Genomic DNA, 15,636 nt, shown 5'->3' with positions numbered 1-15,636 from the left:
GTTGTTTTGTCAAGTAAGCGTTTTGACAGGCGCACGGCGTTTCAACCGCACCATACCTTCCCGTGCAGTTCGGGATACCTTGTCTTCTAACAGGCGCACGGCGTTTCAACCGCACCATACCTTCCCGTGCAGTTCGGGATACCTTGTCAGAGTCTATATTTATAATAGCATAATTTTTTATTTTTTGTATATCTATCAATTTATATCCTAAACCCTAGACTTTTTGACTAGCGTTTGTAAACTGACAGGAAGACTGAGGATATTTAAACTTAATTGTTGCCAAGAAGATTTAGTAAATTCAATATTGCTTTTACCAATTCTTTGACATACCCATTCTACACAAGCAGGAACAATTGCATTACCAAATAAAGCATATTGATCATAAATTCTCGCTATTCGACACCAATCATCAGGAAAACCCATCAATCTAGCATATTCAATATTAGTTAAACGCCGAAATTTATCACCTATTTGATAACGTTCATAATGTCTTGATGTGGAAGCAGTTAATGTTGATGCAATTCCATTAATTCCAAATATTGTATAACCTAATCTTGCGCCTCCATCTTGATTATATAATAATTCCACACCATGACAATAACGATTTACTGCTTTACTTTGCTTAATTCTTTCTAAGGTATCAGATGTAAAATCAAATTGAGTATCTACCATTAAATCATCTTGGAGAATATCTTTTAATTTTTGTCTAGGTTTGATATCCGGTAAGGTAGGAAGACTCAAAGTTAACATTTTATTTTTATAAGCAATTCCCCAATTATAATTCTTGCCTTTATTTGTAACTATAGGCATCATCATATCTTTTTCTAGTAATTCTTCTATATTTTCTAAATCAGTTAAATCTGGTTGAGTTAAGAAAACTGATGTATTTTGTAAAAGTTGAGAATTTATATGCACTGAATTCAACTTAGTCCCAAAAATAAAAATCCTGTCTCTATTTTGAGGAATACCAAAGCTAATAGGACTAATAATTCTCCATTCTATAAAATAATCTAATTCTGATAACGCATTTAAAATAACTCGAAAATGATAGCCATTTTCCATTGTTAAAAGTCGTTTGACATTTTCTAAGAAAAAATATTTCGGTTGTTTTTTATCTATTATTTCTACAATACGCTCAAATAAAGTGCCTCTAACACTATCTCTCACACCCAATTTTTTACCAGCAGGACTAAATGGTTGACAAGGGAAACCAGCAGTTAAAATATCATGATTGGGTATATCTAATATAGGAATTTTATTAATATCACCTAAAACTAGAGAATCTTTCCCAAAATTACTTTCATAAACTTGATAACTCAATTCATTAATATCATTAGCCCATATAGTTTCAATATTAGCATTTGTCAACCCCAAGCGAAAACCGCCAATACCAGCAAATAATTCTACAGCTTTTAAATTGTTTATTTTCATATGTTCATTATATAATCTTTAATGATCATTCATCTGTAAAATAATCGGAATCTATTTTTTTAATCTCATAACTTGATTAAAGCCTTCATGTTACCGATATTTTTACAATTAGGGACATAATCGGTCTAGCACTGTAGGTTGGGTTGAATAAAATGAAACCCAACAAATATCAATAACAGCAATATTAATGTTGGGTTGCGTTCCTTAACCCAACCTACGAGATCGGCGATCGCACCATAACTCAATATATTATCGGTAAACAAAACGCCTTAGTAAGACGACGAAAAATATAACAAGCATAGCAGAAATACCAACCAACAAAAGATCAGCCCAGTTTCCGTTTGGTGGCAACCATAAATCAAGAGCTTTCCAGAAAGGATTAACTACGGACTTTGCCGAAGAGGCAGAGAAAATCAACCCAAATACTGTTAGGAAAATCCTGAAATTGTCACTCTGCTTAGATTCAATAAGCTTAATTTCGCTCTCCAGGATTGACAGATTCTCAGAAATTTGGCTCTGTATTGCTTCCAAATTCATCTGTTCCCAACCTTTAGAGAGCAGATCTCTGACTTCACCATATGGAGTTGTTTCAAGCATTTTTGATTTTAAATCAACCAAATCTCTTCTTGTGGCTAGAATATCTGAATATTGCTTGAGTGTGTTTGACCTCTCAATGAGACTTTTATGCAGTATGAAACCGTATTCAAGTAATTCAATCTGAACTTGATGCTCATATATTAAGTTGCCTCTATTCATATCCATCCATTGCTTTTGATTTTCTAACCCATTTTTAGACCACACCCATAGTGTCGCTACTGATGTAATGTAGGCAGAATAGTCCTCGAATTTACGAGCATCTAATGGTAGATAGATTGAAAAATCTCCCTGTGCTTCTGGAACACGGGATAGTATTCTGCCAAAAAATTCCTTATTTGACTCTTCGTTTTTAGAAGAACTATCTAATTGATTACTATGCTGGACTAAGTGAATATGAGGTCTACCAATCCAGTAGTTTCCTATTTCTGGCAATTCTGAGACTCCTTTCAATAAGAAGTTAACAGAGGAAATAGGGTTTTTAGTGATGAATCCTACGATAGTAAATAAAGTCTGTGCTACAGAAGTAATAGTCTCTTTATTTTCTGTGCTAAAAAGCGGTGCTGACTCAAATTCAAAATCGCCGAACTCGACATTTTTAGCTAATATCTGGAATGCTCTTTTTTGATTTTTCTTCTTTTTTAAAATATTCAACCTCTGAAATATGTTAGTTGGAGGATTAGTATAATATTGATAAGCTTCTGGAGCCATAACACTAATAGCAGTTGGAACCATAGCATAGTCATAATCGTATTGCTGTATGTTGACATAGTTGCGAATAAAATCACTAATCTCTACAGAATTATCTGGAGCTATCATACGAAACTCAATAAGTAGAACACCACTTTGGTAGAGAATAATAACTGGATGAAGGCTAGTAATTCTCTCTTCTTTCTTGACTAGACGAATCGGTTTCAGAAATGCTCGAAGATGTGGTGTTGGGAGTTCTCTACCTTGAGAGATTTGTCGAGCTTCACCGTAAAGAAATTGAACTCCAATTAGCCATGTTTTGCGCGCATATCGAGTGAACTCTGCCGTTTCTATAGAATTTGTCTTGAATTCAGCAGAAACTTTTTTTAAGTCACCCGATAACTCAAGGACTGTTTTGCCTGATATAACGCCATTATCAGTTCGACAAAATGTTTCACCATTTGACATTATAGAACAATCTGCAATTTCAAAATCAACCAGCAACTTAGCTACTATTTCTAAGTTGCTTATATGGATTTTAAGGTAAGTTGAGAATGTGTACCATATTTCCCACTGTTCAATGTAGAACGAGTCCATAACTGAGATTTCTATATTATTGAAGTCTTTAATAAAACAACCAGAATAACACCCAAAAACGTGATTGAGTCTGCAAAAACCGTCTGAGCAAATACGATACTGATTAACAGAAGTAATGTGATGGATCTATACTTAAATTACAGCATATCCCGTATGTTGCCTAACATTGTGTGGGTGAAAACCCAAAACAATTTTATCTTTAGGAATTCCCGCAGCTTCTAATTCATAAGTAACACCATCTTCTGTATCATCTCTTTGTACCCAGATTTTGCCATCAATAATGTCGAGATGAACTAAGCAACCGTGAATTCTTTTTGCACCATCCCAACCAATAGTTATTAGCAAATAACTATCATTTTCCTTATCAAAAACTGTTTTACATTCAATCACTCCATAGGAGTAAGGAATTTGTGTATAAGGTATTAACACTTCTTTAATAATCCGGCGATAGTTATCTAAGGTATCCATTGGGTAATCCTCTCAGCATCAGAATTAAAAACAAGCACTGTAGGTTGGGTTGAATAAAATGAAACCCAACAAATATCAATAACAGCAATATTGATGTTGGGTTGCGTTCCTTAACCCAACCTACGAGATCAGCGATCGCACTTAAAAACGCCTGCGAATGAACTCAGCGTTTCATAAGTAATCATCTAAGTTAAATAACTTTTGCTGTTTGTGTTCGCTTTCTTTCTTTGATTCGGCTTGCAAAGCAATTACCGTTTGTACACTTTCTTTGATTGTCTCAAAATCCATTTCAGCTTCATAAGCAGACCAATAAGCATAATCTTTGGTTCTTGGTCCAACAGCCACTTTGGCAAAAATATATAGCTTTTCATATTCTATTTCTTCAGTAATGTCAACCATTCCCCATTTAGAAAGTGCTGTATCTTCAATATCTTCTAATTCGTTGATTTCAGAGTCAATTATTATATCTTTGATCTCGATAGATTGATTAGTTATATAAACAAGAACAGCTACTATATTGTCGCTGTCGTTAAGTATTTCTAGTCCAGTTAATTTTTTAGTCATTACTATTATTAGTCCTGTAAACTCTGTTTATGGTGATTATTGTAACTTACTCGTGCTTGCATAACAATATTTTAGCTTTCATAGTAAAAAATTAAGTTGTAGGATGCGTCAGATATCAAAAATTCCTTTATTAACAGGATTTATGCTGTCTGAAGCACCATACTAATATGCCAGTTGCATCAGCCCTGGAAATGCTAAAATCAATGACTTGATTCCTTAAAGAGAACAATTATGGCATCCATCCGCGAGTTGCACGAACAGATAATCAGTAAAGAACGTTCTGCCGTTGAAATTACCCAAGAAGCATTAAATCGGATTCAAGAGTTAGAACCAAAACTGCACAGTTTCCTCACTGTCACGACAGAACAGGCTTTAAAACAAGCTCAAGCTGTAGATGCAAAAGTCGCTGCGGGAGAAGAAATTGGCATCTTAGCGGGGATTCCTATCGGCATTAAAGACAATTTGTGTACCAAGGGGATAGTCACCACCTGCGCTTCGCGGATTTTGGAAAATTTCGTGCCACCTTACGAATCTACCGTTACCCAAAAACTAGCTGATGCTGGGGGTGTCATGGTAGGTAAAACCAACTTAGATGAGTTTGCCATGGGGAGTTCTACAGAAAACTCCGCTTACCAAGTTACTGCTAATCCTTGGGATTTATCCCGTGTTCCTGGTGGTTCTTCCGGTGGTTCAGCAGCAGCGGTAGCAGCCGATGAATGCGTGGTTTCTCTAGGTTCGGATACGGGGGGTTCAATTCGGCAACCTGCGTCCTTCTGCGGTGTTGTGGGTATGAAACCTACTTATGGGTTAGTTTCCCGTTATGGTTTGGTGGCTTATGCTTCCTCTCTAGATCAAATTGGACCATTTGGACGGAGTGTGGAAGATGCGGCTATATTATTGAGTGCGATCGCTGGTTATGATCCTCAAGACTCTACCAGTCTCAAAGTTGCCATTCCTAACTATGCGGCTAGTTTAAAACCGGATCTCAAAGTTAGGAAGAAATTGAGAATTGGTGTGATTACAGAAACCTTTGGTGAAGGTTTAGATCCAGAAGTAGAAGCCGCTGTCACCAAAGCCATTGAACAACTGCAAGAATTAGGTGCGGAAATTCATCCGATTTCCTGTCCCAGTTTCCGCTATGGTTTACCAACTTACTACATTATCGCCCCCTCGGAAGCATCAGCTAACTTGGCGCGTTACGATGGCGTTAAATATGGGTTGCGTTCCCCTGATGCGGACAATCTTTTATCAATGTATACCAAAACTCGTTCTCAAGGTTTTGGGGCGGAAGTCAAACGCCGGATTATGATTGGTACTTATGCCCTTTCTGCTGGTTATTATGATGCCTATTATTTGAAAGCACAAAAAGTCCGCACTCTCATTAAACAAGACTTTGAAAAAGCTTTTAAAACAGTAGATGTTTTAATTTCTCCCACTGCACCTACCACCGCATTTCGAGCCGGAGAAAAAACTACTGATCCTTTGAGTATGTATTTAAATGATTTAATGACTATTCCTGCTAATTTAGCTGGTTTACCAGGGATTAGTTTACCCTGTGGTTTTGATAGTAAAGGTTTACCCATTGGACTACAAATAGTTGGTAAAGTTCTAGGAGAAGAGCAACTTTTTCAAGTAGCTTATGCCTATGAACAATCAACTAATTGGCATTTACAAAAACCTAAAATGGCTTAGTTTGTCAGTTGTAGGGGTTTACATCGTCAACCCCTATATTCTCAATAGGAATCATCATGATCCAAAGAATGTTAAATTAATATTTCTGTATTAGTCCTTTTCTCGCGGATATTATACAATTAGTACATAACCTAATTGCTGTGTTATCGGCTCGTCAGCGTCAAGAACAAGATATTGATAAAGATGATCAGGAGTTGATTATGAAATTATCGGAAATTTATCAGCAACAATTAGAAGAACTGAAAAAACAAGGACGACAAGAAGGACGACAAGAAGGACGACAAGAAGGACGACAAGAAGGACTTCAGGAAGGAATTCATGTAGGACTTCAGGAAGGACGACAAGAAGGACTCCAAGCAGGTGTAGAAAGAGAACGACACGCTATGATTGAAAGTATCCTGCAAGTGCGTTTTGGTCAAATTGATCCTCAGCTACAAAGAATTATCAATCCTCTAATTGCCATGAGTAGAGAAGAATTTACTCCTTTACTTCTACAATTATCTCGTGAGGAGTTATTAGCTAAATTCGCATAACAATAGTACAGTCAGAGGAGAGGATTAGGGGTTTAGGAATGCTAAATCCCTGCATTTAGGTTTTGAAAATGTGTTTATTTATCGTTATTATCTATGATTGATTACATTCTGTTCACTACTCATTGAGCATTATTATATAAGTTTCAAAAGTATGAGATCATTAAAATCATATAAACTGATTTTGAATCAACGCATAGTTAAAGGACAACAGATGGAACAAAATCGTAAGTCAACAGCAATCATCACAGGTGCTTCTTCTGGAGTCGGTTTGCAAGCAGCCAAGGCTCTCGTTGACAAAGGAAACTGGCACGTTATTATGGCTTGTCGTGATTTAATCAAAGCCGAGAAAGCTGCCCAGAGTGTCGGAATGCCTGCAAATAGCTATACACTCATGCAAATTGATTTAGGCTCTTTAGAAAGCGTTCGACAGTTTGTCAACAATTTCAGAGCGACTGGCAAAACCGTGGAAGCTTTGGTTTGCAACGCTGCCATTTATATGCCTTTAATCAAAGAACCGTTATTTTCTCCCGAAGGATTTGAATTAACCGTTACCACAAATCACCTCGGACATTTTCTGATGTGTAATTTGATGCTGGCAGATTTACAAAAATCACCTGCCGCTGATAAAAGATTGGTAATTTTGGGAACTGTTACCCACAACCCAGATGAATTGGGTGGTAAAATTCCTCCTCGTCCAGATTTAGGCAATTTTGAAGGTTTTGCAGCGGGTTTCCAAAATCCAATTACAATGATTGACGGTAAGCAATTTGAACCAGTCAAAGCCTACAAAGATAGTAAAGTATGTAACGTTCTCACCATGCGGGAACTACATAACCGTTTTCATGAGTCCACTGGGATTACTTTCAGTTCTCTCTATCCTGGTTGTGTAGCGACAACGGCTTTATTCCGCAATCACTATCCTCTCTTCCAGAAAATTTTCCCTCTTTTCCAAAGGTATATTACTGGAGGATTTGTCACCGAGGAATTATCAGGAGAGCGCGTTGCCATGGTAGTTGCTGATCCTGAATACAAACAATCTGGGATTTATTGGAGTTGGGGAAATCGTCAAAAGAAAGATCGGGCATCTTTTGGGCAAAAAGTTTCTCCCCAAGCACGAGACGAAGAAAAAGGCAAGCGGATGTGGGATCTTAGTTACCAGTTGGTAGGATTAGGAAAAGCATCTGAAAAATCAAGATCTCTGATTTAATTGGTCAGTGGTCAGTAGTAAGGGGAAAAATTTCCCCCTGCTCCCTGCTCCCTGCTCTCTGCCCTGTTTCCTAAATTGAATAATAAAGTGGAAAAGATTTAGCATCTTTAGGTTTAACATAAACCTTTTCTTGGGGTTCTAATTTTAGTTCATCGAACCGTTCCCGTGTTAAATGGGCTGTCATTGCTTGTCCATCATCTAAGGTTAATTCAACTTGAATTTCCCAACCTAAATGAATGATTCTGCTGACTATAGCTGGTACTGTTGTTCCATTAGCAACGTTTTCAATGATGATATCTTGGGGACGCAAAAATGTTTCTGGATGTGCTGATTCAAAACCGCTACTTTGAAAGATTTTGGCAGAACTGGGTAATACATTCACCGGACCAATAAAACTCATCACAAATGCAGATGCGGGATGATCATAAATTTGTGCGGGTGTTCCTACTTGTTCCACTTTGCCTTTATTCATGACCACGATTTCATCAGAAACTTCCATTGCTTCTTCTTGATCATGGGTGACGAAAACTGTGGTAACATGAACCTCATCATGGAGACGACGTAACCAAGCTCGTAGGTCTTTGCGGACTTTGGCATCAAGAGCGCCAAAGGGTTCATCTAATAAGAGGACATTGGGTTCTACAGCTAATGCTCTGGCTAAAGCTACCCGTTGTCTTTGTCCACCGGAAAGCTGTGAAGGATAGCGATCGCCTAATCCACTTAATTGCACTAATTCCAATAGCTGTTCTACTTTTCCCTGAATTTTCTTTTTGGGGGCTTTGCGAATTTCTAAGCCAAAGGCGATATTTTTGCGAACAGTTAAATGTTTAAATAGGGCATAGTGCTGAAAGACAAAGCCAATATTTCTTTCTTGTACACTTTGATCAGTAGCATCTTTACCTGTCAGAATGATTTTACCTGTATCTGGTGTTTCTAAACCAGAAATTAATCGCAATAGGGTAGATTTACCAGATCCAGATGGACCAAGTAAAGCCACCAGAGAACCACTCTGAATTTCCAGATTTACCTGTTCAACTGCTTGGAAACTACCAAATTGTTTAGAGACGTTTTCAACTACTATACCCACTGGTGCTACACCTCTGCAAATAATCTACGGTTTTTAAGTAGGAATACCGTATTTTATATTTATATCACAAATATTTGCAGTGTTATCATTAAAATTCATGAACTTAACAAATTTGAGATTTTGAATTACAGCAAGAGTCACGAGTAAAATCCTGCTGATTTAAAGAAGCGCGGAATACCAATACTAAAAAAATCGTCTTCTTGTCTGATTTTCAGATAGTGTTTTTCGTAATGGAACTACGTCGGCTTCACTACTTTCCCTCGCTACGCGAATTAATAAAGCAGAAGATATCAAACTGGCAACCATTGAATTACCACCATAACTAAACATGGGTAAAGGTAAGCCTGTAGTTGGTAAAGCGCCTGTAGTTACGCCAATATGTAATAATGATTGCCCAACCATAACAACTACTACACCAATTGCCACTAATTGAGATGTCAGATTTTTGGATTTGAGGGCAATAATTAATCCTAAAGTAGCGAATATTGCTAACATTAGTAATAGTAAAATACCGCCAATAAAACCAAATTCTTCCGAAAAAATGGCGAAGATAAAATCAGTATCTTGAATTGGTAAATAGAATAACTTTTGTTGAGAAAGTCCAAAACCAACCCCCGAAGTTTGACCCGAACCTACAGCTAATAAACTTTGTACTAACTGATAACCATCTCCTGTGGCATCAGCCCAAGGATTCATAAAGGACATAATGCGTTTGCGTTGATATTCTTTGATACTAATACTGATTATTGCTAACATTACCCCACCAAAGGCTGTTCCTCCCAAGTATTTATATGGTATTCCTGCTGCTAGGGCAATAAACCAAATTGTCATGCCGCAAAGTGCTGTTGTACTTAAGTTAGGTTGGGCAAGAATTCCTAAGAGGACAAGACCGAAAACACCCAGCCAAGATAAACGAATTCCCCAACGCAGTTTTTCCCATTTTCCAAAAAGTGTCGCACTTTGTAAAACTAAAAAAGGTTTAATTAATTCTGATGGTTGGATAGGAATTGGCCCAATGGATATCCACCTAGCAGCATCAAAGGCTTTTTTTCCTAATCCTGGTACTAAGGTCAGAAAAATTAACATCAGGAAAAATATTAAAAACCAATGAGATACTCCCAAAATTTTCCGCAATGGCAAATTAACAATGATGTTGAAAATAATTAAAGAAGCTATAGCCCAAAGAATTTGCCGTTTGAAATAATATAAACCGTCACCTTGACGTTCATCAGCAACGGGATAGGATGCGGAAAAGAGGATAATTAAGCCAATAAACATCCACGTTAATGTTAGCCAGCGTAATAATCGGGCTTCTAGTCCCCAAGTAGAAACGGAATTATCAAAAATTGGGATTAAACGGAGTAGATTCACAATTTGGTAATTGGTAATTGGTAATTGGTAATTTTCTTCTTTCTTCTCCTGACTCCTGCTTTAAATCAAAACTAAATTATCTCGGTGAATCACAGTATCTGCCTTCTCATAACCTAAAATTGCTGGTATTTCCCGTGACTGTCGGCCGCAAATTTTCTGCAATTCCTCACTATTATAATTCACCAATCCTCTAGCAATTTCCTGACCATTACTATCACATAACTGCACCGCTTCTTGATTATCAAATTCCCCCTCTACGGCTCTAATTCCTGCTGCTAATAGGGATTTTCCGGCTTTGACAACAGCGGCGATCGCTCCCGCATCTAAATATAATTTTCCCCCAGGAATTAAACCATAAGCTATCCAGCGTTTGCGGGCTGAAGTTGGTTCTGGTTGGGGTGCAAAGTGTGTACCGATGAGTTCCCCTTGGATAATTTTTTCAATGTTCCGGGGAAACTGTCCTTGGGTAATGACTGTGCGGATACCAGCCGCGATCGCAATTCTGGCCGCAGAAATTTTAGTCATCATCCCCCCAGTCCCCCATTGAGAACCCTGTCCACCAGTTTGAATCTGTAAATCTATCAGTTCTTGCATACTGCTAACTAAACTAATCGGTTTAGCATCAGGTACAGAACGAGGATCGGCTGAATATAATCTATCAACATCTGTTAATAAAAACAGCCAATCTGCTTCTACTAAACTGGCTACTAATGCAGAAAGGGTATCATTATCTCCAAATTTTAATTCTTCTACAGCTACTGTATCATTTTCATTAACAATGGGAATTACTCCCAAAGCTAGTAATTCTTGAAAAGTATTATTAGCATTAAGATAGCGGCTACGCTGTACCAAATCTGCCCTTGTTAATAATACTTGAGCAATTGGTTGTTGCAAAATACTAAATAAATCATCATATATACGCATTAATCTACCCTGTCCAACTGCTGCTACAGCCTGTTTTAAAGCTATAGTTTTGGGACGTTCCGTTAAACCTAACCGCGCACAACCTACTCCCACAGCACCGGAGGAAACTAAAATTACTCGATGTCCCTGTCGTCTCAAATCACAAAGAGTTTCCGCTAAAGTAGCAATGCTAGAAAGGGCTAATTGTCCGGTTTCTGGTTGAGTGAGACTAGAAGTACCGATTTTAACAACGATTGTTTTGGTCATTTGTCAGTTGTCAGTTGTTGGTTGTCAGTAGGGGCGAAGCATTTGGAAGATAAATTATCGGTCATTGCCAAAAGGGGCGAAGCATTTGGAAGATAAATTATCGGTCATTGCCAAAAATAGTTCTCCAAATGCTTCGCCCGTACAGTTGTCAGTTGTCAGTTGTCGGTTGTTACCAAAAAATTGTACAGCGCCAATCCCTCTCTTGTGAAGGAGTAGAATTCAGGTGTCAGCAGAGGTCTAGCAGGTCTAAACCTCTGCTTAGTCCTATCTTCTAAAACCCACGGAAGTTATAACCAACTCCCAACAAAACCCCGACATCAGTTTTACTAAAAAACCCAGCGTTGACAGCGGCTGTGGCGGTTAATCTACTATTGAGAGGTACGTCTATACCACCAGTGACTAACAAAGCAGTTTCAGATTTATCGCCTGTTTCAATGACTGCACCTAATCCAAAATAAGGAGCTATGGGTAAAGGTTCTGTAAATGGATCTGGTGATTTAAAAGACAAGTCATAAGTGATAGGAACGAGAAATGTTGTGTTTGATCCTAGTATTACTGATGGTCTGACTGATAGAGTTTTGGTAACACCAATTTTACTAATGACAGTAAAGTTACCATCACTTATGTCTGAAAAGCCACCGGAAGCACCAACGTTGAAACCAACACCGATGTAGCTACTACCACCACGAGTGGCTCTACCTATGCCAATTGGACTTTGTGCGATGCGATTAGATGGTTGTGTTTTTTCACTGGCTTCTGTAGAACCAGAATTGAGCATAACTGATGAAGTTTCTACTGTTCCTGGTATGGGTGTGATTGTTCCACTGGCTATTTCTTCTGTAGCAACGGTGGATATTGATGTTTGGTGGGTGGGAAGAATAATTGTTTCTGGCTCAACTGTCTGAGCATTTACGGAAAGTCCGCTCCCTAAAATTACCAAAGCTGCAAAACTTGGTAAGGTTAAAAAACTTTTACGAAAAATAATATTACTCACGTTCACTCCTCACTAGATTTAAGATTGACACCATCATCTTGACAAATTTCCTTAATACTCATCATTTAACACGAAAAATCAAAATTTGCATCTTGATTTTGTTTAATTAACTAAGTTGTGAGCATTGGTAACAATTTAAGCAATACCTTTGCCAAATTGAAAAAAGCCTTGATTAATATTTATGGTTGTTCGCGTTGCGACGAAAATAGTACGTATTTATACGGTAATTATAGGCATCCTTCATCACCAAACAAATGCGTTGGGTTGCGCTATCGCTTAACCCAACCTACAAAAAATAGCGAGGGTATTGCTTAATTATTTTAAGAAATATCTAGCAATTGTCTCAGAAGCATTTGATCGTCTAGTTTCGCTTTTAAACGACCTTTTTCCACGTCACGAATCCAGCTTTGGCTTTTTTCCATCAGCTTTGCTAATTCCCTTTGGGAAAGGTTCATTTTTTTACGTCCTTCTGTCACCTGTTCCCCCAATAAATTACCTGTTTGTTGATGATTACTTTTGGGTTTAGTGGTGCGACGTTGTTTTTTATCTGATTCTGAGCGGTTTTCCCAGTCTGGAGGGAGTTCAAAAGATAAAATTCGGGCATTCAGAAGCAAATTCCATTTACCACGTGGTCCGCTGTCTGTGAGACGATTTTCACCACTACCATCATTAATCCAAAATTCTAAAGCTTCCTCTGGATCTTCAGGGATATCAACTAATTTTGCCCACAAAGGTTGAATTTCTGGGGGATAGGTAACAGGATCAAATAATGGCTTTACTCCATAATGATTGAGAACTTCTAAATCATTTTCATAGGCTTTAAGGAGGCGTTTACGTTCTTCCCTGTGTCTAGAAGCTTGAGTCACTTTTTCCTCACCATAAGCAACGCGCAGCAAGGTAGGAATAGTAATCCTTTGTTCTCTACCCATTTTGGTTTTAAATAATAACCAAAGCATAAGTCTCACAGCCCCTTCATGTTGTTGCCACAGACTCATAACTGTGGTTAATAGGGTTTTGGGAAGACTGCCATACTGATAAAATGTGGTGCGTTCTTTGCATCCTTGTCTGTTGAAGAAATGTTGTGTCCAAATCCCAGCTTTGACTGTAAATGTCAGTCCGACTAAATATTTACAACCTTGATCATCTTCTTGAAAATGGTGCTGAGTATCTGTCAAATTCCATAGATAACTATCTTTAATAGAAAAACTGGGAACTCTACCCTGTTGCGGCCAGTCAATAGAAACCATGAGAGAACAAGTTTGATAAACGATGTTTTTAATTAAACCAAGTTTGGTGCTTTTGCTGAGGTCTTTACGTTTTTCTAAGCCCAAATACTGTTCAATTTGTCGTTCATCAATTGTAAATTCTTCTTCCCAAGGTTGATCTAGGGCTGTGATTTGAGCAGCAAAAATGAGATGGATACAAGCAGCACGAATGTCTAGATAATCAATTGCTTGTAAATTATCAGCGCGGTTATTAGCTTGAAATAGGTCTTGGATCTGAAAGGAAATTGTCCCTCGTCCTTGATTAACTGAGCGACTGTAATGTAAATTACCCTCCTCATTTTTTTCCCATTGTAAAGATGTTCGTTGCGCTAGTAAATTACAAGCTTCCCAAATAACTATTGCTGACGCAAAGGGATTATTCTTACCATTAGAAAACAAATCTGGACTAGTCGCATCACGTGGTTCAACTTTGCATCTTCCTTTTTTTGCGTGTGTAGGTATAGGCGCATTTGTTGGACAAGCAATCACACATTGTGGTTGTAAATAATAACCCTCACAATTATTACAAAGGGCAGGATCAACCCAATATTCATCATCTTCGATTTTGATTGCACCCGTAGGACATAGGGGTCGGCAGTTGTCACATCCCACGCAACTGTTGTTAGGAATTATATGCGGCATAGGAACTGTTCCTACTTTAATCGTTGAGATGTTTGGCTCAAGTTTCCCCTTAATGTGTCCAATTGATTCATAACTTGCTACCAAATTACCTCTATAACGAGAAGATATTTTTCTCGCCTGATTAATTACTGATATGGTTAATGAAGCCAGATTTTGTAGCTATTTATATTTTGCAAAGTTAGGCTTCATTGCTTCTTCATTAACTATAATTTTCATAAAGATTTCAATAAGATTGTTCGGGATGAGCTTGGCAGGATTTCTTAATATTTACCTGAATATTTACTGTCATAATGTTTGGTTTGGGCTATATAAATTATCCTAAATGTTTTTGAGTAACATCTTATAGGAGGGAATGGGTAATTGGTAATAAAGAATAGAAAACAAAATGGTTCAAAAATAGAGGAAATGATTTTTTAAAGTTTGTATTTACTAATACTCTCAGGAGAATATTTTTATCTAATTAGAAAATATTTGCAAATAGGAAGTCAATTAAGCCAATAATAATCTTTGATAATTGATTATTATTCTTATTACATAAGATATTTTTAGGCTAATTTATCAAGCTTTATTGAGAAAATAAATTTAAACACAATTCTAGAAACCTTTGACTAATAAGCTTTTTATCCAAGCACATTACCCAAATTTATCAATAAGTAATATCATTTAATATTTTGAACTAATTAAAAATAAATAATATTGTTTAGCAAGTCATCAAAATTTGATGAAAAGTTAATTTTTGTGATTGAAAAAATGAAATCTCAGGCTAGTATGAAGATTCAAGGATTAACTAACATCTAGCTAAAATTGCTGAGGTTTTATTCATGGCTACATTAACAGGATTGACTTATGGTGGTAATGCTTGGACTCCTAAATTTGCTCAAGAAATAGATAAAGAAAAATGTATTGGTTGTGGCAGATGTATGAAAGTTTGTGGTCATAAAGTTTTAGCTTTAATGGCTTTGAATGAAGAAGGTGAATTTGTAGTAGATGAAGATGAAGAAGAAGTTGAACGGAAAGTAATGGTTATTGCTAATCCAGAAAACTGTATTGGTTGTGAAGCTTGCGCTCGGATTTGTTCCAAGAATTGTTACAGTCATGACACACTAGATAAATAACATTCTTGGTAATTTTCACGGTGTGATGTTTTGCAAAACACTGGTTATTTTTGTCAAGTTTATCAGCAAGGTAATTAAAGGATGTTTGAAAAGTATCAGAATTAATCGAGATCCCCCCAACCCCCCTTAGAGGTTGTTTGAAAAGTATTATATCAAACCAGTAATCTCCAAAAACCTAACCCCCCTACCCCCCTTCCCTGCAAGGGAATGGGGGTT

13 protein-coding genes and 1 pseudogene are annotated in these 15,636 nt (G+C 37.3%); 5 read left to right on the top strand and 9 right to left on the bottom strand.

The genetic code is table 11. From position 1 onward, the window contains the following. Window positions 1-207: 207 nt before the first annotated feature. From AN490_RS09790 to AN490_RS09775, 4 genes are all read right to left on the bottom strand, one after another. Window positions 208-1,431 (bottom strand): DNA cytosine methyltransferase, encoded by a 1,224-nt coding sequence (locus AN490_RS09790; RefSeq protein WP_300002448.1) that lies wholly within the window; start codon window positions 1,429-1,431, stop codon window positions 208-210. A gap of 249 nt (window positions 1,432-1,680) precedes the next feature. Then, window positions 1,681-3,312, bottom strand: a complete 1,632-nt coding sequence (locus tag AN490_RS09785) for a hypothetical protein (RefSeq protein ID WP_300002445.1) — start codon at window positions 3,310-3,312, stop codon at window positions 1,681-1,683. A 132-nt stretch (window positions 3,313-3,444) separates the two neighbouring features. After that, window positions 3,445-3,780, bottom strand: a complete 336-nt coding sequence (locus AN490_RS09780) for a XisI protein (protein WP_300002442.1) — start codon at window positions 3,778-3,780, stop codon at window positions 3,445-3,447. A 171-nt stretch (window positions 3,781-3,951) separates the two neighbouring features. Continuing rightward, window positions 3,952-4,344: a hypothetical protein gene (locus AN490_RS09775; RefSeq protein WP_213710117.1), complete on the bottom strand. Its 393-nt coding sequence runs from the start codon at window positions 4,342-4,344 to the stop codon at window positions 3,952-3,954. A gap of 231 nt (window positions 4,345-4,575) precedes the next feature. Here AN490_RS09775 and gatA point away from each other — a divergent pair, with 231 nt between their 5' ends. The 3 genes and pseudogenes from gatA (at window position 4,576) to AN490_RS09760 (ending at window position 7,776) form a co-directional block, all read left to right on the top strand. Then, window positions 4,576-6,036 carry an Asp-tRNA(Asn)/Glu-tRNA(Gln) amidotransferase subunit GatA gene (gene gatA / locus AN490_RS09770; RefSeq protein ID WP_213718403.1) on the top strand — a complete coding sequence of 487 codons (1,461 nt, stop codon included), beginning with the start codon at window positions 4,576-4,578 and terminating at the stop codon, window positions 6,034-6,036. A gap of 92 nt (window positions 6,037-6,128) precedes the next feature. Further along, window positions 6,129-6,569, top strand: a pseudogene (locus AN490_RS09765) (Yae1 family protein); the annotation flags it as partial. A gap of 211 nt (window positions 6,570-6,780) precedes the next feature. Further along, window positions 6,781-7,776, top strand: a complete 996-nt coding sequence (locus tag AN490_RS09760) for a protochlorophyllide reductase (protein ID WP_148763948.1) — start codon at window positions 6,781-6,783, stop codon at window positions 7,774-7,776. Window positions 7,777-7,846: 70 nt separating this feature from the next. Here the strand turns inward: AN490_RS09760 and AN490_RS09755 are convergent, their stop codons facing one another. The 3 genes from AN490_RS09755 to proB all read right to left on the bottom strand — a co-directional run bounded on the left by AN490_RS09755 (window position 7,847) and on the right by proB (window position 11,404). Further along, entirely contained in the window at window positions 7,847-8,863 is a 1,017-nt protein-coding gene (locus AN490_RS09755) for a sulfate/molybdate ABC transporter ATP-binding protein (RefSeq protein WP_300002437.1), read from the bottom strand. A 183-nt stretch (window positions 8,864-9,046) separates the two neighbouring features. Further along, window positions 9,047-10,234: an FtsW/RodA/SpoVE family cell cycle protein gene (locus tag AN490_RS09750; protein WP_148763946.1), complete on the bottom strand. Its 1,188-nt coding sequence runs from the start codon at window positions 10,232-10,234 to the stop codon at window positions 9,047-9,049. A 60-nt stretch (window positions 10,235-10,294) separates the two neighbouring features. Then, a complete protein-coding gene (gene proB / locus AN490_RS09745; RefSeq protein WP_300002432.1) occupies window positions 10,295-11,404 on the bottom strand; it encodes a glutamate 5-kinase in 1,110 nt (369 codons plus the stop codon). Window positions 11,405-11,489: 85 nt separating this feature from the next. Here proB and AN490_RS09740 point away from each other — a divergent pair, with 85 nt between their 5' ends. Further along, window positions 11,490-11,612 carry a hypothetical protein gene (locus AN490_RS09740; RefSeq protein WP_300002429.1) on the top strand — a complete coding sequence of 41 codons (123 nt, stop codon included), beginning with the start codon at window positions 11,490-11,492 and terminating at the stop codon, window positions 11,610-11,612. Between the two features lie 63 nt (window positions 11,613-11,675). Here AN490_RS09740 and AN490_RS09735 read toward each other — a convergent pair whose 3' ends face one another. Beyond that, window positions 11,676-12,404: a hypothetical protein gene (locus AN490_RS09735; RefSeq protein WP_300002426.1), complete on the bottom strand. Its 729-nt coding sequence runs from the start codon at window positions 12,402-12,404 to the stop codon at window positions 11,676-11,678. Between the two features lie 314 nt (window positions 12,405-12,718). Further along, window positions 12,719-14,305 (bottom strand): transcriptional regulator, encoded by a 1,587-nt coding sequence (locus AN490_RS09730; RefSeq protein WP_213798267.1) that lies wholly within the window; start codon window positions 14,303-14,305, stop codon window positions 12,719-12,721. A gap of 821 nt (window positions 14,306-15,126) precedes the next feature. Here AN490_RS09730 and fdxB point away from each other — a divergent pair. Further along, window positions 15,127-15,420, top strand: coding sequence for a ferredoxin III, nif-specific (gene fdxB, locus AN490_RS09725; RefSeq protein WP_213710113.1), 294 nt, complete (start codon window positions 15,127-15,129; stop codon window positions 15,418-15,420). The last annotated feature ends 216 nt before the right edge of the window (window positions 15,421-15,636 follow it).

The organism is Anabaena sp. AL09, from assembly GCF_001672255.1.
In the GTDB taxonomy this organism is placed as follows: domain Bacteria; phylum Cyanobacteriota; class Cyanobacteriia; order Cyanobacteriales; family Nostocaceae; genus Dolichospermum; species Dolichospermum lemmermannii.
Note: the sequence above shows the minus strand (reverse complement) of the source record. Positions and strands in the feature narration are given on the sequence as shown.